The sequence below is a fragment of the Fredinandcohnia quinoae genome (assembly GCF_022427965.1).
Lineage (GTDB): Bacteria > Bacillota > Bacilli > Bacillales > Bacillaceae_L > Ferdinandcohnia > Ferdinandcohnia quinoae.
The window spans coordinates 125,614-144,126 of the sequence record NZ_JAKTTI010000005.1 but is presented as its reverse complement, the minus strand read 5'-3'; the positions used below and the strand labels follow the sequence as shown (position 1 = coordinate 144,126).

Below are 18,513 nucleotides of genomic sequence, written 5' to 3'. Positions count from 1 at the left end.
ATTCACAGAGAGGGGAGGCAAGGCTGGAACCTTCCTAATACGGAGAATAACTTACCCCCTTGGAGCAGTACTGGTGAAAGATTAGTAATTAGTACCGTTTTGCTACGATACAGCATTGAACGAAGCTGTCCTTCTCGACATTAGAAGGATGGAAAGCTGGGTGGAACCACGGGTAAATGACATACACTCGTCCCTTTTTATAAGGGATGGGTGTGTTTTTGTTTTATCTGATTGTTGATTCCTAAATCGCCTTATGTGTCTGGATTCACTACGTTATTCGTACCGAATAAAACCCGTTCACTCATACACACAAGGCTAAAATCAGTATTGAACATGAACAGTCAATTGAATAACGATATGCAATGAAAAGGATAAGAGGAATTCTAACCGATTTACAGAGAGGGAAGGCAGGGCTGGAACCTTCCCAATACGAAGAATGACTTACCCCCTTGGAGCAGTACTGGTGAATGAATAGTAATCAGTACCGTATATGCTACGATACAGCATTAAACGAAGCTATTCTTCTTGCAAAAAAGAAAGAAGGATGGAAAGTCGGGTGGAACCACGGGTAAATGACACACACTCGTCCCTATTTACAGGGGCGGGTGTGTTTTTTATTTAAAAAAGGCTCGGTTATATTTCAATATTGATTTTTGCAGACCCAGTTGATTGCAGCGGAAGGTGGCGACTCCAGCGGGAAAAGCGTGTCCAAGTGAGACCCCGCACGAGCGTAGCGAGGAGGAGGCTCACGGACCGCCCGCGGAAAGCGTCCACCTGGAGTGGAAATCAACAATAGACCTAAAAAGAGCTATGAAAAAAAGGAGTGTTCAACGATGGAACAAAAAGAAATAGTAATCAAATTTCCAAATGGCAATGAAAAGAGGTTTTCGAAAGGTGTATCTTTAGAGGGAATTGCAGGTTCAATTAGCCCAAGTTTACGAAAAAAATCTATAGCTGGAATGGTTAATGGAAAAATGTTTGATTACCGAAGAGAAATTTATGAGGATGCTGAAATTGTATTATTCGATTTACAATCAAATCAGGGACTTGAAATCATGCGGCATACAGCAGCACATATACTAGTCCAAGCGATAAAGCGTCTTTATGGCAATGTACAGCTAGGGATAGGACCAGTCATTGAAAATGGTTTCTATTATGATCTTGATCTAGAAAATACAATCACAATCAATGATTTAGCTAAAATCGAAAAAGAGATGAATAAAATTATCTCTGAAAATCTAGAGATTAGTCGCCTTGAAATAAGTCGTGATGAGGCCATAGGGATGTTCAGCAGTGATCCATTAAAGCTAGAGTTGCTTGGGGATATACCGCAACAAGATGTAATAACAGTATATCGTCAAGGGGATTTTCGTGATTTATGTCGTGGCCCCCATTTACCATCAACAGGATATGTCAAAGCATTCAAGCTAACTCATGTATCTGGTGCATATTGGCGAGGAGACAGCAAAAATAAGGTTCTACAACGCATTTATGGTGTAGCATTTTCTTCAAAAGCTGATTTAGAGGAATATTTCTATTTTGTGGAAGAAGCACAAAAACGAAATCATCGTAAATTAGGAAATGAATTAGAACTGTTTATGTTTTCTGAGGAAGCACCTGGAATGCCATTTTATCTAGCAAATGGCCAAGTTATTCGAAATGAGCTAGAGGGATTCCTGAGAAAGCTTCAAAATTCCTATGATTATAAAGAAGTCCGTACACCAATGATGATGAATCAAAAACTATGGGAACAGTCAGGACATTGGGATCATTACAAAGAGAATATGTATTTTTCTCAGGTAGATGACCAAAGCTTTGCTTTAAAGCCAATGAACTGCCCAGGGCATATGCTTATTTTTAAAGATAAGCTCCGTTCTTATCGGGAGCTACCGATTCGGATGGCAGAGTTTGGACAGGTGCATCGCCATGAATTTAGTGGTGCATTGAATGGTATGTTACGAGTTCGGACATTTTGTCAGGATGATGCCCATATTTTTGTGACACAAAATCAAATTGAAGATGAAATTTCCTCAGCATTACAATTAATTGATTATGTCTACAATACATTTGGCTTTCAGTACAGCATTGAATTATCAACAAGACCAGATGATTATATGGGAGATCTTGCTTTATGGAACAGAGCGGAGGATGCATTAAAGAATGTATTAGATAAGCTTGATTATCCATTTACAATCAATGAAGGTGACGGTGCATTTTACGGGCCGAAAATTGATATTCATATTAAAGATGCATTGAAAAGAAGTCATCAGTGTGCGACAGTACAGCTTGATTTTCAAATGCCAGAGAAATTTGATTTACATTATATCGATGAACATAACGAAAAAGTTCGTCCTGTCGTTATTCATCGTGCTGTATTTGGATCAATTGACCGATTCCTTGGTATTCTGATTGAACATTTTGGCGGCGCCTTTCCTACTTGGTTAGCACCCGTACAAGTTAAAGTAATCCCGATCGCAGCTCATATTCACCATGCATACGCTGAAGAAGTAACAGAACGATTGAAGCAGGAAGGGATACGGGTTGAGCTTGATTTGAGGGAAGAAAAACTTGGTTATAAAATGAGAGAAGCACAAATGAAGAAAATTCCGTATATACTTGTTGTTGGAGATCAAGAACGTGACAATCAAACTGTTCATGTAAGAAGATATGGGCAGGAAGAATCGAATGAAGAAAAAGTTGAAGGGTTTATCTCACGTCTCAAACAAGTTATTCAAGATAGAAGTCTTTAAAATTCAAAGTTAGACTAGTTCTACATTTGGCAGAACTAGTCTAACAATTATAGAATATAAAATAAGATCATTAACATGGACAAAGTAAAGCGAAAAATATGGTGACGAATATTAAGCTTGCCATGCAAATAAAACCCATTGATAATCGCCAATATATGCAAGACTAAGAGACACACGATGATTACAAAAATCAGATTAGGAATTTTGACAATATATAAAGCAGAAATAGGGAGAATCAATCCGGCCAACACAAACCCTAATGCTGACCACCTCGGAATCTCCTTTTTATTGAATTGGACAATCCCGGCAATTACTGACATCATTCCATAGACAAAAGCTATTGTGTTTGCAATCCAAATAAAAATCATAAGAAAACCCCTCCAAAAATTTTAATATTGTCTTCATTAAATTCTGTGGGGTTAACCCCATGTCAATAACTATTATTCAAGGATGTGGAAAAAGTGAGAATAGGAGAATTTATTACTCTATTAAATACAACAAAGGACACAATCCGTCATTATGAAGAATTAAATTTACTTACCCCGATAAGAAAGGGTAATTATAGAGAGTATGGAGAGAAAGATATTTTAGATTTTCAGGTTATTGTAGAATTAAAGTCGATGGGGCTTAGTTTAAAAGATATTCAATTATTATTTGAATTAAAGAAAGCTCTTGGATGTGGGGATCATATGTTAGTGAAAGAGGTGTATCATCAACTTAAAAACCATGTTGAGAAGTTTCGTCAGGAAGAGGAAGAAATATATCATAGACGTACTCAATTACAACAAGAAGTAGAAAAGTTGAGAGCTTTTTTATAAGTGAAGGCTCAAAAAGGATGAGAACATGAAAATACTACTCGTAGAAGATGATAAAACAATCGCAGCAGGGCTTGAATATTCACTCCAGCAGGACAATTTTTCCACAGTTGTATGCCATAATGCTACAACAGCAAAAAAAGTCATATCAGAGGAATTAGAGGAACTTTCCCTATGTTTATTTGATCTATCACTCCCAGATGGAAGTGGTTATGATTTATGTAAAATGGTGAAGGAACGAAGTGATATTCCTGTCATCTTTTTAACTGCAATTGATGATGAAGGAAATGTAGTCATGGGACTTGATATGGGGGCAGATGATTATATTACAAAGCCTTTTCGAATTCGTGAGCTCTTATCAAGAATTAAGTCTGTTCTACGAAGATATCATAGGCAGCCCCCTATAAAAACAACAATTGTAATAGAAAATATCCGGATTAATACACTTGAAGGCAAGGTGTATAAGAATGACGAAGAAATTCTATTGACCGCACTGGAGTACCGCTTATTACTCATCTTTGCCAATCATCTAGGTCAGATTCTTTCAAGGAATCAACTGTTAGAGCAGATATGGGATGTTGCTGGTGACTTTGTCAATGATAATACGTTAACAGTATACATAAAAAGGCTCCGCGAAAAATTAGAAGAAAATCCACAAGCTCCGACGATTATTAAAACAGTACGAGGTATGGGATATAAGGTTGGTGATTAAATGCTGCGCAACAAAGAGATTCAAATTCTAGTCTTAACGATGTGCACAATAAGTATAGTAGGAACAATAATAGCAGCTTTTATCTCTCCAGCTGCAACTGTCCTAATGCTATTTACTACGATTCTACTAATCGGAAGCTACCTCCTATTTACAAGGTGGCGATATCGTGAAATCAAAAAGCTTTCTAGTTATTTGCGTCAAATTAGTAATGGCGATTATTCCCTTGATCTACGTGAAAATCATGAAGGTGAGCTTAGTATTTTAAAAAATGATATTTATAAAGTGACACAAATGCTATCAGAACAAAGCTTATATTTGCAAAAGGATAAGGTCAATCTGACAAACGCCATTTCAGACATATCTCATCAATTAAAAACACCACTGACATCAATGGTCGTGATGGCAGATTTATTAAGTGATGCTAGTCTTTCTGAACCAAAAAGAATCGAATTCACTAGTAATATTCGAATTCAGCTAGAACGAATTGAATGGCTTGTTTCTTCTTTATTAAAGCTTTCAAAAATTGATGCAGGAACGATCAAGTTCAAAAAAGATCAATTATTTGTGGACAAACTTATCCAAAAAGCATTGGAACCTGTTCTTATCCCAATGGACATTAAAGAACAGACTCTCTCGATAATAGGTGAACAATCGGTTACCTTTCAAGGCGATCTGAATTGGACAACTGAAGCATTGATTAATATTTTGAAAAACTGTGTGGAACATACTCCAGATAGGGGTGGAATCCAAATTTCGTATTCAGAGAATGCCCTGTTTACAGAAATTCTTATATCCGATAATGGGAAGGGAATCCCTAAAAAAGATTTACCTTACATATTTAAGCGTTTTTATAAAGGGGAACATGCAAGTGAGGAGAGTGTTGGTATTGGTCTTGCGATGGCCCATAGCATTATTACGAGTCAGAATGGAGATATTGAAGTTAAAAGTAAAGAAAACGAAGGTACGCAGTTTCGAATCAAGTTTTATAAACAAATAATCTAAGGTCTTATGTGACTAAAATGTCACTTAGTAGTCACTTCATAGTCATTTTGGGCAGATAAACTATAACCAACAGCACAATATGGAGGTTTTTACATGGAAATCTTAAAAATAGAGAATCTGTCTAAAATTTATGGGAAAGGTGAAACGGCAGTGAAGGCACTTGATGATATTTCTTTTTCTGTAAGGAAAGGAGAATTTATCGCAATCATTGGGCCATCAGGGTCAGGGAAGTCAACTTTACTTCATATGCTTGGAGGGGTAGATCGACCAACAAGTGGAAAAGTGTTTGTGGACAATACCGATATTTATAAACTTAATGAAACCCAGTTAGCTATTTTCAGAAGAAGGCAAATCGGGTTAATTTATCAGTTTTATAATCTCATACCCGTACTAACAGTTGAAGAAAATATTACTTTACCATTATTACTTGACGAACATAAGGTCGATTTGAAGCATTTTGAAGAGATAGTAAAAATCTTAAATTTACAAAATCGCTTACAGCATTTGCCGAACCAGCTTTCAGGTGGACAGCAACAACGAGTATCCATCGGCAGAGCACTTATGAATAATCCTGCGATTATGCTAGCGGATGAGCCAACTGGAAATCTAGATAGCAAGAACAGTGGTGAAATCATTGATCTTTTAAAAATGTTTAATAAAACATACAATCAAACATTAATCGTCATCACACATGATGAAAGAATTGCACTACAGGCTGATAGAATTATTTCAATCGAAGACGGAAGGATTGCTAAGGATGAGGTGATCCGTCCATGAATATTGTAAACAAGCTAACGATTAGACATTTGAAGCAAAACAAAAGACGGACGCTTGTGACAATCATTGGCGTCATTATTTCAGTTGCGATGGTCACTGCAGTTGCAACTCTTGGCACTTCCTTTTTAGAATTAATGCAGAGGCAGAATATTGCAAAAGAAGGAGAATGGCATGTTCTATATAAGGATGTAAATAAGGAACAACTTGAAGCAGTTAAAAATGATGAAGCAACAAAAAAACTTGTGATCTCGAGTGATATTGGCTATGCCATGTTGGATGGTAGTCAAAATGAAAATAAGCCATACTTATTTGTAAAGGAATATAATACACAAGGCTTCAAACAATTTCCAATTGAGGTAAGCGAGGGAAGATTACCAAAGTCTGTAAATGAACTTCTTATTTCAGAAGCAATTGATAAAAATGCAAAAGTTACGTACAAAATAGGCGACCAATTAACTATCCAAGTTGGAAAACGAATTCAAGAGAATAGTGAAGGGCAGGATACCATTCTTGATCAGTCCCGACCACTACAAACAGATGATGATGGTCGAACTGAAACATTAAAAAAGACCGAAACTAGGTCCTTCACCATTGTAGGAATAATGAAACGGCCGACATGGGAACCAGCATGGGCACCAGGATATACCATTCTAACCTATTTGGATGAAAAAATGATAAAGGCAAATGATACAGTAAATGCGACGGTTGTCTTGAATAAAGTCAATAAATCTTTATTCACCCATGCAGAAGAATTAGCAAAGAAAAATAAGATTGAATCTGTAGCATTTAATAATGAATTATTACGATACTACGGTTTAACCAATAATAGTAGTCTGCGTACCACACTCTATTCTTTAACGGCTATTATTATGGCGGTTATTATGATTGGGTCCATTTCATTAATCTATAATGCATTTGCCATTTCTGTTTCCGAACGTTCACGCCATTTAGGCATGCTTTCAAGTGTAGGGGCGACCAAGAAACAGAAACGGAATTCAGTCTTTTTTGAGGGAATGGTGATTGGCCTCATTAGTATCCCGATTGGAATTATTTGTGGTCTTATAGGAATTGGGATTACCTTTTTATTCATTAACACGATTATTGAAGGTGCATTAGGAGTTACTGAAAAATTAACATTGTCGGTTACCCCCTTATCCATCATAATTACCTGTGTTATTTCAATGTTAACGATTTTTATTTCAACCTATCTACCTGCCTTAAAAGCATCAAGAGTTTCGGCAATTGATGCAATCAGACAAACAACAGATATTAAGTTAACTGGAAAAACAGTGAAAACATCAACGTTCATCCGGAAGTTATTTGGTATTGAAGCAGAAATTGGCTTGAAAAATTTAAAAAGAAATAAGCGAAGATATCAAGCAACTGTTTTCTCGCTTGTTATAAGTATCATCCTATTTTTGTCAGTATCCTTTTTTACATCGAATATAAAAAAATCAATGGAGCTTTCACAGGCTGGTGTAAATTATGATATTCAAGTTTCCACACAAGAAGAAAACACTCTAGAGCTTTTCAAATCCATTGCATCTTTAGAGGATGTAGCAGAGTATACGTGGTTGAAGGAAATTAGTTTGACATCATGGATTGACAAAAAAGATATAGCTGATGAATTAGAGATTTATGATGAAAGTAGCTTAAAAGACGGTAAATATCAATACTTTATTACTCTTACAGCATTAGATGAAAAGAGTTTGCAAAAGTATGCGAGAGAAATTGGAGTAGATTACCATCAACTAACAGGTGATTCTGGCAAGCAATCTGCAATCATCATTGATACAATCCAATATGAAGATGGGGACTCTGGAAAATTTGTTGAAAGAAAGGCGATTCATACAAAGGTTGGCAAATCTCTTCCTCTTTACTACCAAGACTGGGAGACAGGAGCAGAAGACGATTTAAACAAGGTAGAAATTGCTGCATTGACAGATACATTTCCAATGGGTGTTCATTCTGCAGGGGTAGGTGGGTTGAATGTCATTGTATCTGAACAAGTACTAAAGCAATTAGTAAAGAATCAGTATCAAAACGATATTCATTCGTACCTCTATCTAAAAAGCTCTGACCCTTTGAAAACTCAACAAAAAATTGAGGAAATGAAGGGCAGCATCCAAGTTTATAACATCTATCAACAAAGACAGAATGAAGAACAATTACTTTTGTTAATGTCAGTATTTGTTTATGGTTTTATCGCGCTAATAACTTTAATATCGGTAGCAAATATTTTTAATACAATTTCCACCTCAATTTCACTTCGAAAGCGTGAATTCGCCATGTTGAAATCAGTGGGAATGACACCAAAAGGATTCAATAAAATGATTAATTATGAAAGTATTTTTTATGGAATCAAATCATTGTTATTTGGACTACCCATCAGTATTATTGTGATGTATTTGATCCATATGGCATTAATGAATAGCTTTAGTTTTAGCTTTGCAATTCCGTGGTTAAATATTCTTTATGTCATCACTGGAGTGTTTGTTATCGTGAGTATCGCGATGCTCTATTCCAGTTCAAAGGTGAAAAAGGAAAATATAATCGATGGATTAAAGCAGGAGAGTATTTAAATGAAGAAAAAGAAGATGAACTACTATATAATATAGTGCTCATCTTCTTTTTTATGAAAGAATGGATAAGACATTAACAGACCGATAACATATAAAAATAACGCAAAATAAGCGGGTAGCAGATGGATAAAGGTCGTATATCCGATTGCAAAGTGAATCCAAATTCCTGCTATAAAGGCAGGAAATCCACCAAAAAGAAGCGTCCACCACACCCATCTATTACCTTGTTGAAATCCCCAAAGCGAAAGCATGAGAACTAAAAATCCGACACTCAAAAGTGCACTGCCAAATCCGGCACGGTCATGGGCAATAACAGAAATGAGTTTATCATTAAATGAATCTAGCATTTCAGGAGGCATACAAAGATAGAGAATATCTGTTGAAACAAAAACATTCGAAACACCAATCAAAGAAATAATAATCCCACCAAGTACAAATGAAAAACCGAGTATAACAAATGCAAGTTGGCCAACTAAACTCCGTTTCCAAGTCTGATGATTCCTCCTATTTAAGGAAGAAGGTGTGCCACGGAGATGTTTTGTTTTAAGGAAACCAATCACGAACATCGGTAATAAAACAAGCCAAAAGATAAGATGGAGCCAATCAAAATAACCATATCCAATAAACAGAAAGATCCCAAAAAAACCAAGAATTGCGGCAAGGTCAATTGCTTGTTTTGCCCAAAGCAAACCATTGCGCACACCATATTTAGCAAGAGCCATGTATACAACCCCACCGGATATCATTGTTCCAGCAAGGGTCATTCGATCATGGGCCATAAACAACAAAATCCGTTCATTGAATAGGAGAATCAATTCCCTGTTCATCCCAAGAAAATGCTCATCATAGGGGAGAATAATGGTTGTTAAACTTATTATTAAGGCAATAATGCCCCCAATGAATATCGAACATCCGAATAACCAGTACCATTCCCAGCCTTTGTAAGAAGTGTATTTTGGTTGTAACTCTGATAAAATTGCTTCATTTATCCGTTTTGTCAGGCCGGGGCCGGAAAATACATAACCTCCTGACAACATGACAAGATTTGCCCCTGCATCAAGTAGCTTTAATGCGTCAGCTGGTTCATAGATTCCACCGGAGGTAATAATAGGAAGTTGGGAGTGATTTTCCCTTAAAAATTTTATTTCCTCCAACAATTTCGAAAGGTTCTCTTTAGGTGTTACCTGGATTGGTTCATCCAAAACAATACCCGAGAAGTAGTTTTTGACGGAATCAAGTGATAATTGACTAACATCATCAGTGGCTATTGCTAGAAAAAGAGGCTTATTCGTTTTGCCTATAAATGAAGTGTGTGTAGATTCGATAATAAAAGCATCGGCAAAAGGATCTAATTCTGCAATCATTTCTAATTGTTCTGCAATTGTTCCAGCAAGTCTAATGATAAGAGGTTGCTTGATTTTCTGTTTACTTAATTTCTGTATCGTTTGATGTAATCCAATTGATTCATAGTTTGATGAAAATTCAATGATTTGCATTCTATGATTAACAGCTGGTGCTGTATCATTTAATTGTGCATTCGTTGTAACAGGTCCAATCTCAATAAAACCGAATCCGAGATTTGAAAATGCCTTAGTGCCTGACAATAATGGATCTATTTTCCCAGATAGCCCAACAGGATTATGAAACTTCATTCCCTGTATCTCTTTTTCCAATAGTAGAGATGATTCTTCTCTACCAAGGAAGTTAATGAAGTGATTTCCACCAGGAAAAGAGGCAATCGTATTCATCCCCCGATGAATAAATTCCCTTGAAAAAGAAGTGGGGAGGTGGGACAAGATTGGTTTGAATAATAAATGGTATGACCAATCAGGCATAATTATTTCCCTCCTATTTCAACTATTATTACGATGATAGCAACTATCAAAGAAAAAACCGAACGTAGCCGCTCGGTTTTCTAAATTATTCCTCTTTCGCTGCACGCACAACCGATTCAAAATTTCCTTTGTGTGAGCCATCGCAAAACGGTTTGTTTTTCGATAAACCACATCTACATAAAGAAAAAGTTTGTTTCGTCTGAATTTTATTTCCTTCACCATCAATTAATTCAACATCGCCAGTTACGCGTAATGAGCCGTTATCATTTACTTTTATCGTTATATTAGACATTTAATAACTCTCCTTTTTAGAATATTTTCACTATACATATATTGATAATAAGATATGAACGATTAAAAAACAAATACTATACGAAATATTGACTTATTGTACGTTATGTAATAGATGGCGAATTATGATAAAATAGTCAATACAAAGAAAAGAGGAGAAATAACAGTGAAGATTCAATTTACAGGAAAAGCAGTTAAAAAACTAGAAACGACATATACCAATAAAAATAAATTACTAAAATTAAAATATGAAACAGATGGCTGTGGATGTGTTCTAAGTGGTGTAACAGCATTATGGCTAATTGATCCGATTGATGAAGATGAAGATGATATAATTATTGAGACAAATTATCAACCGATTTTACTAGAAAAATCAAAAATGGTTTTTATGGACGAAGAAATGACGATTGATGTAGTTGAATCAGCAAATTGCTTTATGCTGAAAAGCCCAAATCAAATTCTCAATCCCCGGCTGAGGTTAATCGAAGTAGGTGGTACTAATGGATCAAAAGCTTAACATGATTAAGGAAATTGCAAATAGCAAGACATGGGTAACCTTCTTAAGTGATAATCACCCATTTAGTTTGCTTCATTGGTCAATCGCCGGAGCAAATCAAGAGGAAAAAGATGTCTGGCTTATCCAAGATGAAGTAACATTCGATGTACAAGAATACGAAACAATGGAAGCGGCATTACAATGGATTCGTGAGAACATGCAAGAAATTACTGATGTACTGGGATAAGTAAGAGGGACTGATTCATTCAACAATCAGTCCTTTACATATTGACTTAAAAATTCTTTAATAACATATTCATATTCATCTTTATTCTCTGCATATGAATATGCATGTCTACCTCTTTCTGCAATAAATAGTTTTTTCGGTCCTTCCTTCATATCGTATAATTCTTTTGTCATTTCAGGTAAGATGTAATCATCCTCTGCACTATGAATAAATAATACTGGGTTTTTAATATTTTTTATGACAGATAATGGTGATACATCCTTAATAGTATAACCATCCCGAAGTTTTAAAAAGGAATTTGCAAAAGGCATAACAAGTAGTGATGGAAGCTTGAATTCAACCTTTAAGCGATAGCGTAACTGAGCTTCAAAGTCTGAGAAAGGACAATCAGTTATGTAAAAATTAGCACCATCCTCAATCATGCCAGCGTAAAGCAAGGTTGTGACAGACCCCATAGATTCTCCATGTATACCGAGAGTAATGTTATTACCAAATTGTTGCTTAACCCAATCAACGACGGATTTCAGATCAAATTTTTCATAATGTCCATAGCTTGTTGTTTTACCACCTGTTTCACCATGGCGACGTTGGTCATAAATGATCACATTCCAGCCTAACCTTAAGAATATTTTCATATATTTGATAGAATTTATTTTATTCATCGTTACTCCATGGGAGATAATAATAAACTTCTTATTTTCATTTGTTGCTCGAACAAACCATCCTTTAATCAAATATCCAAATTTTGAGTTGACTTCAATTTCTTCCTTTTGTAGGGCGGATACTTCATTCAAAGTAAATCTGCCTTCTGTTAATTCACGTTTCAGAATGGTTTCGTCAGATTTCTTTTTAATATACATTACTTTATTCGTGAAAAATGTGCCAACAGTAATGACATAGCCTAAAATAACTCCAATCGTGATAAATAGCTTTTTAAAATTTTTCATGACGTATGTTTCCTCCGTATGTTATTCGTTTACAATTTTACCATTTTAAGATGAAAATCGCATATGAAAAACCGTACCTTTCTTTGGTACGGTTTACGGTACTTATTGTTCTGCGTTTTGACGTTTTGTCGGTTGAATGGCCTTCTCCATCTCTTCAGCTGCCATTACATTATTTGTTGTATCTGAATTTGGCTTTCCTTTTTGTGAACGTTGTTTTGATTTTGACATCTTGACACTCCATTCCTTTATTATCAAGGATAGGATGTGACATTTGAGGAAGGAATATACTTCTAAAGATTTTGCAACTTATAAAATTTACTTTCTAATGGACGGGACAAAAGGGGACGGATGATATCGATTGCCTCTACAAGCTTTTGAAGATTAATCCCTGTCTCAATTCCCATTTGTTCAAGCATATACACAACGTCCTCTGTCGCGACATTACCAGTTGCACCAGGAGCAAAAGGGCAACCACCCAGTCCTCCAGCAGATGTATCAAATCGACTTATTCCTACCTGTATTGCAGCAAACACATTTGCAATCGCCATCCCACGTGTATCGTGAAAATGACCTGTTAAAAGAGTGTTAGGAAGCTCGTCTTTTAATTTTGAAAAGAGAGAATAAACCTCTTTAGGGTTTGCCTTTCCAATCGTATCTGCAACACTTAATTCATCTACACCATAATGAACAAATTCTGAACAAAGGTCAATGACAGATTGTTCATTCATTTTACCTTCATAAGGGCAATAAAAGGAAGTCGAAATACAGGCACGCACAAAATAACCTTTTTCCTTTAATTCTTTAATAATAGGCCTGAGTTCTTCCATGCTTTCTCTAGTTGATTTATTAATATTTTTCTTATTAAATGATTCACTTACACCCACAAAAACAGCAACTGCTTTACAATTCGTTTCATTTAACCGGTCAATCCCTTTTCGATTCGGAGCCAATACGAAATTACGAGTATCATCCAGGCATGCATGGATAACTTCAGTGGCATCCTTCATTTGTGGAACCCATTTTGGGGAAACGAAGGAGGTAAGCTCCATTTCACGAATTCCTGACTGCTTTAATTTTTGAATAAATGAAATTTTATCCTCAGTCGAAATGATATTTTTTTCATTTTGAAGGCCGTCTCTAGGCCCAACTTCAATAATGGTTACTTGCTTTGGCAATTGCATACAGTATCCTCCTAATTATTCTTACTTTTATTCTAGTAGAATCATTTTGCGAAAAGCAAGAATTATAGAAATTGTGACAAAATAAGAGGGATTTTGTAAAAAAACTAGAAATATATATAGTATTGTTGTATTAGTACTATCCAGAAATAAAACACAAAGGGAGAGGGTAATATGGCTACAAATGAAATCGTGATTGTAAGCGCTGTCAGAACGGCGGTTGGAAGTTTTGGAGGATCGTTACAAAATATATCAGCTCCGGATTTAGGAGCGGTCGTTATTAAAGCTGCATTAGAAAAAGCGGGGTTAGAAGGAAAGCATGTGGATGAAGTGATTATGGGAAATGTATTACAAGCGGGCCTTGGGCAAAACCCTACTAGACAGGCAGCGATGAAGGCTGGTTTGCCACAAGAAGTTCCTTCATTAACGATTAATAAAGTGTGTGGATCTGGTTTGAAGGCGATCCATCTTGCAGCACAAGCGATCCTCGCAGGAGATGCAGACGTTATTGTTGCGGGTGGAATGGAAAATATGAGTCAAGCACCATACATATTAAAGGGTGCAAGAAATGGTTTCAAAATGGGCGATCAGAAATTAATTGATACGATGACATCAGATGGTTTAACTTGTGCTTTCAATGATTATCATATGGGAATAACCGCAGAGAATTTATGTGATAAATACGAGATTACAAGGGAAGAACAGGATGAATTTGCAGCGAGAAGTCAACAAAGAGCAGTTGCTGCAATCGAATCAGGAAAATTTAAGGAAGAGATTGTACCCGTTGAAATCCCACAACGGAAAAAGGAAAGCATTATCTTTGATACAGATGAATATCCTAGAGCAGGAACAACAGCTGAAAAATTAGCTGGTCTACGTCCTGCTTTTAAAAAGGATGGTTCTGTAACTGCTGGTAATGCATCTGGTATAAATGATGGTGCTGCAGCGGTTGTGGTTATGAGTAAGAAAAAATGCGAAGAACTTGGGATCGAACCACTTGTAACCATTAAAGCAAATGGTAATGCAGGAGTGGATCCTAGTATTATGGGGATCGGTCCAGTAGCAGCTGTTAAAAAAGCGATGGAGAAAGCGAAACTTAGTGTAGCTGATATGAATCTGATTGAAGCAAATGAAGCATTTGCAGCACAGTCAATCGCGGTAGATCGTGAGCTACATTTTAATCAGGATATTTTAAATGTTAATGGTGGAGCAATTGCACTAGGACATCCGATTGGTGCAAGCGGTGCGAGAATCCTCGTTACCTTAATTCATGAGTTGAAGCGTCGCAATGAACGATATGGTTTAGCAACCTTATGTATTGGTGGAGGCCAAGGTGTCGCAACAATTATTGAAAATATGAAAGAGTGAGGTGTGAAAATGAAACCAATTTATTCATCTTTTCAAGAAGCAGTTAAGGATATTAAAGACGGTGCAACGATAATGGTTGGTGGATTTGGTCTTTGTGGAATACCTGAAAATTTAATTCTAGCATTAGTGGAATCAGGAGTGAATAATTTAACAGTCATCTCGAATAACTGTGGTGTTGATAATTGGGGTCTTGGACTACTAATGAAAAATAAACAGATTAAGAGAATGATTGGCTCATATGTTGGTGAAAACAAAGAATTTGAACGACAAGTTCTCTCTGGAGAAATTGAAGTTGATCTCGTTCCCCAGGGGACATTAGCTGAAAAAATCCGTGCTGGTGGTGCGGGAATACCTGCGTTTTATACACCAGCAGGGGTAGGTACGCCAATTGCCGAAGGGAAAGAAACGCGTACTTTTAATGGAAAGGAATACGTGTTGGAGGAAGCTTTTACAGCTGATTTTAGTTTAGTAAGAGCAGAAAAGGCTGATAAAATGGGGAATTTAATCTATAACAAAACAGCCCGCAATTTTAATCCGATGATTGCAGCCGCCGGGAAAATAACAATCGCTGAGGTTGAACAGCTCTATGAAATTGGTGAACTTGATCCAAATACAATCCACACGCCTAGTATATATGTTCAGGGACTGATTGTAGGAGAACAAGAGAAGAGAATTGAACGATTGACTGTAACAAAATAATGGGAAAGGAGTTGGCTCTCCATGTCTAATACACGTGAAAAGATTGCGAGAAGGGCTGAACGGGAAATAGAAAGTGGTTATTATGTTAATCTTGGAATTGGCATGCCGACCCTTGTCGCTAACTACATATCAGAAAATAAACAGGTTGTACTCCAATCGGAGAATGGGCTACTAGGAATTGGTCCATATCCTTCTGAGGATAAGGTTGAGGCTGATTTGATTAATGCTGGAAAAGAAACAGTAACAGCCATTCCCGGGGCAGCCTATTTTGACAGTTCTGAATCATTCGCAATGATCCGCGGTGGTCATATTAATCTTGCCATCCTAGGTGGAATGGAAGTATCGGAAACAGGTGACTTAGCCAATTGGATGATACCGGGTAAAATGATAAAAGGTATGGGGGGGGCAATGGACCTTGTTCATGGTGCGAGGAAAATCATTGTCATAATGGATCATGTTAATAAAAAAGGTGAAGCAAAAATATTGAAAGAATGTACATTGCCATTGACCGGAAAAGGTGTAGTCAATCGAATCATTACGGACAGGGCTGTGGTTGATGTGACAGAAAATGGACTTAAACTAGTAGAAGTCGCAAAAGGCTATACTGTCGAAGATATAAAAGCATCGACCGACCCTGATTTGATAGTAGATGATCACGTCATACTAGAAGCTTATTAAGATATGAAGCGAGTAGCCCTAAATGGGTTATTCGCTTTTTTAAATATGTTATAATAAATCATAGTAATCCAACTTACTGGAGGGAATATGATGGCTAAGAAAAAACAAAAGCCTACTGCAAAAAAGGTACAAGATGACAAGCTTAGTCTTGGCGATTTATTAAATGAAGATATATTAATGAAGCTAAAAAATACAAAAGACGAATTAAAGGCTGTCGAACAGCGAAAGCAGGAAGAAGAACTAGAACGTCAGCGGGAAGAACGAAGATTACGTGAAAAAAATAAATCATTTGAAGAATTATTAGGCGAAAGTAATCTCAATTGGTCTGACTTCAAATAAAATAGACGTTTGAATTCATTGGATATGTTAGTTAAACGGAGTGGGCTGACCTCAATTATGATTTTACGGCTATTATTTTTAAAATACGGTCATTAATTCAAAAATACGGTCGTTATTATGAAAATACGGCCGTTATTTCAGAAATACGGCCATTAGTTAAAATTTGCGGTCATTATCTAAATAGCACTATCATCAAAGGGGATGACCCCTTTAATGATTAACGATGCTGCTTATATACAGACGCTTTTGTAATAGATCGGATCTCCTGAATCTCTAGCTCCGTAAGAGGCTTAGATGTAACGGCTTCAACATTACGTTGAAGTTGTTCAAGCTTACTGGCACCTACTACGACAGATGCAACGACATCTTCGTGTAAGCAATATCTTAATGCAAGCTCTGTTAAAGGGCGACCCGGTGCCACTTTTTCTTTTAAAAGAGGGATAATGTGTTTAAGCTCATCAACCGAGTATTCTAAATAATCATTGTGATTATCAGATAGTCGATCTGTAAGAAGTCCTTTCGCAACAGGCCCCCTTGCTACAACACTTACATTATGTTCCTTTAAGAAAGAATACACTTGCTCTTCTGGGCGTCGATCAAGAATGCTATATTGCATCATTACACTGATAATGGATGATCGGTTTACATATTCCCGAATGACATTTGGTCGGATCGATGAAATTCCATAATACCGGATAACTCCTTCTTCTTTTAACTCTTCAAATGCTTCAATCGTATCATCAATATGATCTTCCATCGTTCCCCCGTGTAATTGATACAAATCGATGTAATCAGTTTGTAGACGCATCAAGCTTTCTTTAACAGCTTCTTTAATATGAGCTTTAGAAGGATCCCAGGTCCAGCCTTCCTTCCCTTTTTCAAGTCGATTCCCAACTTTTGTCGCTAAAATAATATTTTGACGCTTTCCCTTAATGGTTTTGCCTACGAATTCTTCATTCAACCCTTGATCATATAAATCAGCTGTGTCCAGGTAATTAATTCCTAAATCAAGTGCCGAATCAATAATGTGAGTAGCGTGTCTTTCATCAGTACCAATAGACATGCAACCGAGTCCGATTTCACTAACATACAAATTCGATGTCCCAATTCTTCTTTTATTCACTATATCCACTCCCCTTGATTTTAATATCATTTTATCGTTGTCTATCGATAACCTCAAATATCTTGATATGTTAAAATAGCTAAAGTGGGTAGATTAAATAGAATAAGGAGCTGTTATAATGGATCATTTAATCGAAAAAACCTTATCAAAAAAAACGATCTTCGAAGGAAAAGTGATTGATTTACATATAGAAGAGGTCGAATTACCGAATGGAAAACCGAGTACAAGGGAAATAATTAAGCATCCTGGGGCTGTTGCAATCCTAGCAATAACAGATGAAAACAAAATTGTCATGGTTCAGCAATACAGGAAGGCATTGGAGAAAGTGATCGTAGAGATCCCTGCGGGTAAACTAGAAAAGGGTGAGAAGCCTAAGGACACAGCAAGGAGAGAACTTGAAGAAGAGACTGGTTATATTTGTGAAAATCTTGCTCCACTTACTTCTTTCTACACATCACCAGGCTTTGCGGATGAACTCGTACATGTATACTTGGCGAAAGGATTATCAAAGAAAGAGAATCCTGCTAGCTTAGATGAGGATGAGTTTGTTGATGTACTTGAATTAACGATTGAACAGGCAATAACATATATAAAAGAACAGAAAATCCATGATGCAAAAACGGCATTTGCTGTACAATATTTACAATTACAACAAGCATTAGGAGAGTAGCCAT

The 18,513-nt window shown here is 36.5% G+C and carries 20 protein-coding genes and 1 other annotated feature; of the genes, 13 read left to right on the top strand and 7 right to left on the bottom strand.

All coding sequences use genetic code 11. The annotated features are described in order from the left end of the window. Window positions 1–353 precede the first annotated feature (353 nt). Window positions 354–594: a binding site (T-box leader), on the top strand. 239 nt (window positions 595–833) lie between these two features. Next, window positions 834–2,750, top strand: coding sequence for a threonine--tRNA ligase (gene thrS, locus MJG50_RS05900; RefSeq protein WP_240253595.1), 1,917 nt, complete (start codon window positions 834–836; stop codon window positions 2,748–2,750). Between the two features lie 47 nt (window positions 2,751–2,797). Here the strand turns inward: thrS and MJG50_RS05895 are convergent, their stop codons facing one another. Continuing rightward, window positions 2,798–3,118 carry a hypothetical protein gene (locus MJG50_RS05895; RefSeq protein WP_240253591.1) on the bottom strand — a complete coding sequence of 107 codons (321 nt, stop codon included), beginning with the start codon at window positions 3,116–3,118 and terminating at the stop codon, window positions 2,798–2,800. Between the two features lie 93 nt (window positions 3,119–3,211). Between MJG50_RS05895 and MJG50_RS05890 the strand changes: the two genes are divergently transcribed. The 5 genes from MJG50_RS05890 (at window position 3,212) to MJG50_RS05870 (ending at window position 8,638) form a co-directional block, all read left to right on the top strand. Then, on the top strand, window positions 3,212–3,568 hold the full coding sequence (locus MJG50_RS05890; protein ID WP_240253589.1) for a MerR family transcriptional regulator: 357 nt from the start codon (window positions 3,212–3,214) through the stop codon (window positions 3,566–3,568). 25 nt (window positions 3,569–3,593) lie between these two features. After that, on the top strand, window positions 3,594–4,277 hold the full coding sequence (locus MJG50_RS05885) for a response regulator transcription factor (protein ID WP_240253587.1): 684 nt from the start codon (window positions 3,594–3,596) through the stop codon (window positions 4,275–4,277). After that, entirely contained in the window at window positions 4,278–5,279 is a 1,002-nt protein-coding gene (locus MJG50_RS05880) for a sensor histidine kinase (RefSeq protein WP_240253585.1), read from the top strand. A gap of 93 nt (window positions 5,280–5,372) precedes the next feature. Then, the gene (locus tag MJG50_RS05875; protein ID WP_240253583.1) at window positions 5,373–6,056 is read left to right on the top strand and encodes an ABC transporter ATP-binding protein; all 684 of its coding nucleotides are present in this window, start codon (window positions 5,373–5,375) and stop codon (window positions 6,054–6,056) included. Then, complete coding sequence (locus MJG50_RS05870; RefSeq protein WP_240253580.1) at window positions 6,053–8,638, top strand: ABC transporter permease; 2,586 nt, start codon at window positions 6,053–6,055, stop codon at window positions 8,636–8,638. The genes MJG50_RS05875 and MJG50_RS05870 overlap by 4 nt, the downstream gene beginning before the upstream one ends. 23 nt (window positions 8,639–8,661) lie before the next feature. Here the strand turns inward: MJG50_RS05870 and MJG50_RS05865 are convergent, their stop codons facing one another. Both MJG50_RS05865 and MJG50_RS05860 read right to left on the bottom strand, forming a co-directional pair. Then, window positions 8,662–10,473 (bottom strand): dihydroorotate dehydrogenase, encoded by a 1,812-nt coding sequence (locus tag MJG50_RS05865; protein WP_240253579.1) that lies wholly within the window; start codon window positions 10,471–10,473, stop codon window positions 8,662–8,664. 85 nt (window positions 10,474–10,558) lie between these two features. Further along, a complete protein-coding gene (locus MJG50_RS05860) occupies window positions 10,559–10,765 on the bottom strand; it encodes a CDGSH iron-sulfur domain-containing protein (protein ID WP_240253578.1) in 207 nt (68 codons plus the stop codon). A 165-nt stretch (window positions 10,766–10,930) separates the two neighbouring features. Here MJG50_RS05860 and MJG50_RS05855 point away from each other — a divergent pair, with 165 nt between their 5' ends. Continuing rightward, the gene (locus MJG50_RS05855) at window positions 10,931–11,281 is read left to right on the top strand and encodes an iron-sulfur cluster biosynthesis family protein (protein ID WP_240253576.1); all 351 of its coding nucleotides are present in this window, start codon (window positions 10,931–10,933) and stop codon (window positions 11,279–11,281) included. Further along, entirely contained in the window at window positions 11,265–11,507 is a 243-nt protein-coding gene (locus MJG50_RS05850; RefSeq protein ID WP_240253574.1) for a DUF2552 family protein, read from the top strand. Before MJG50_RS05855 ends, MJG50_RS05850 begins: the two co-directional genes overlap by 17 nt. Before the next feature lie 26 nt (window positions 11,508–11,533). Here the strand turns inward: MJG50_RS05850 and MJG50_RS05845 are convergent, their stop codons facing one another. From MJG50_RS05845 to MJG50_RS05840, 3 genes are all read right to left on the bottom strand, one after another. Continuing rightward, the gene (locus tag MJG50_RS05845; RefSeq protein ID WP_431307261.1) at window positions 11,534–12,367 is read right to left on the bottom strand and encodes an alpha/beta hydrolase; all 834 of its coding nucleotides are present in this window, start codon (window positions 12,365–12,367) and stop codon (window positions 11,534–11,536) included. A 189-nt stretch (window positions 12,368–12,556) separates the two neighbouring features. Then, window positions 12,557–12,682: a hypothetical protein gene (locus MJG50_RS22110; RefSeq protein WP_275695515.1), complete on the bottom strand. Its 126-nt coding sequence runs from the start codon at window positions 12,680–12,682 to the stop codon at window positions 12,557–12,559. Between the two features lie 62 nt (window positions 12,683–12,744). Beyond that, complete coding sequence (locus tag MJG50_RS05840) at window positions 12,745–13,635, bottom strand: hydroxymethylglutaryl-CoA lyase (protein ID WP_240253571.1); 891 nt, start codon at window positions 13,633–13,635, stop codon at window positions 12,745–12,747. A gap of 171 nt (window positions 13,636–13,806) precedes the next feature. Here MJG50_RS05840 and MJG50_RS05835 point away from each other — a divergent pair, with 171 nt between their 5' ends. The 4 genes from MJG50_RS05835 (at window position 13,807) to MJG50_RS05820 (ending at window position 16,716) form a co-directional block, all read left to right on the top strand. Then, window positions 13,807–15,000: an acetyl-CoA C-acetyltransferase gene (locus MJG50_RS05835; RefSeq protein WP_240253570.1), complete on the top strand. Its 1,194-nt coding sequence runs from the start codon at window positions 13,807–13,809 to the stop codon at window positions 14,998–15,000. Window positions 15,001–15,009: 9 nt separating this feature from the next. Beyond that, window positions 15,010–15,699, top strand: coding sequence for a CoA transferase subunit A (locus tag MJG50_RS05830; RefSeq protein WP_240253569.1), 690 nt, complete (start codon window positions 15,010–15,012; stop codon window positions 15,697–15,699). A 21-nt stretch (window positions 15,700–15,720) separates the two neighbouring features. Beyond that, a complete protein-coding gene (locus tag MJG50_RS05825) occupies window positions 15,721–16,377 on the top strand; it encodes a CoA transferase subunit B (protein WP_240253566.1) in 657 nt (218 codons plus the stop codon). Window positions 16,378–16,467: 90 nt separating this feature from the next. Continuing rightward, window positions 16,468–16,716, top strand: coding sequence for a YqkE family protein (locus MJG50_RS05820; RefSeq protein ID WP_240253565.1), 249 nt, complete (start codon window positions 16,468–16,470; stop codon window positions 16,714–16,716). Window positions 16,717–16,933: 217 nt separating this feature from the next. Here the strand turns inward: MJG50_RS05820 and MJG50_RS05815 are convergent, their stop codons facing one another. Then, window positions 16,934–17,839, bottom strand: a complete 906-nt coding sequence (locus tag MJG50_RS05815; RefSeq protein ID WP_240253563.1) for an aldo/keto reductase — start codon at window positions 17,837–17,839, stop codon at window positions 16,934–16,936. Between the two features lie 118 nt (window positions 17,840–17,957). On the opposite strand from MJG50_RS05815, the gene MJG50_RS05810 reads away from it, so the two are divergent. Next, window positions 17,958–18,509, top strand: a complete 552-nt coding sequence (locus MJG50_RS05810; protein ID WP_240253561.1) for an NUDIX hydrolase — start codon at window positions 17,958–17,960, stop codon at window positions 18,507–18,509. Window positions 18,510–18,513: the final 4 nt, after the last annotated feature.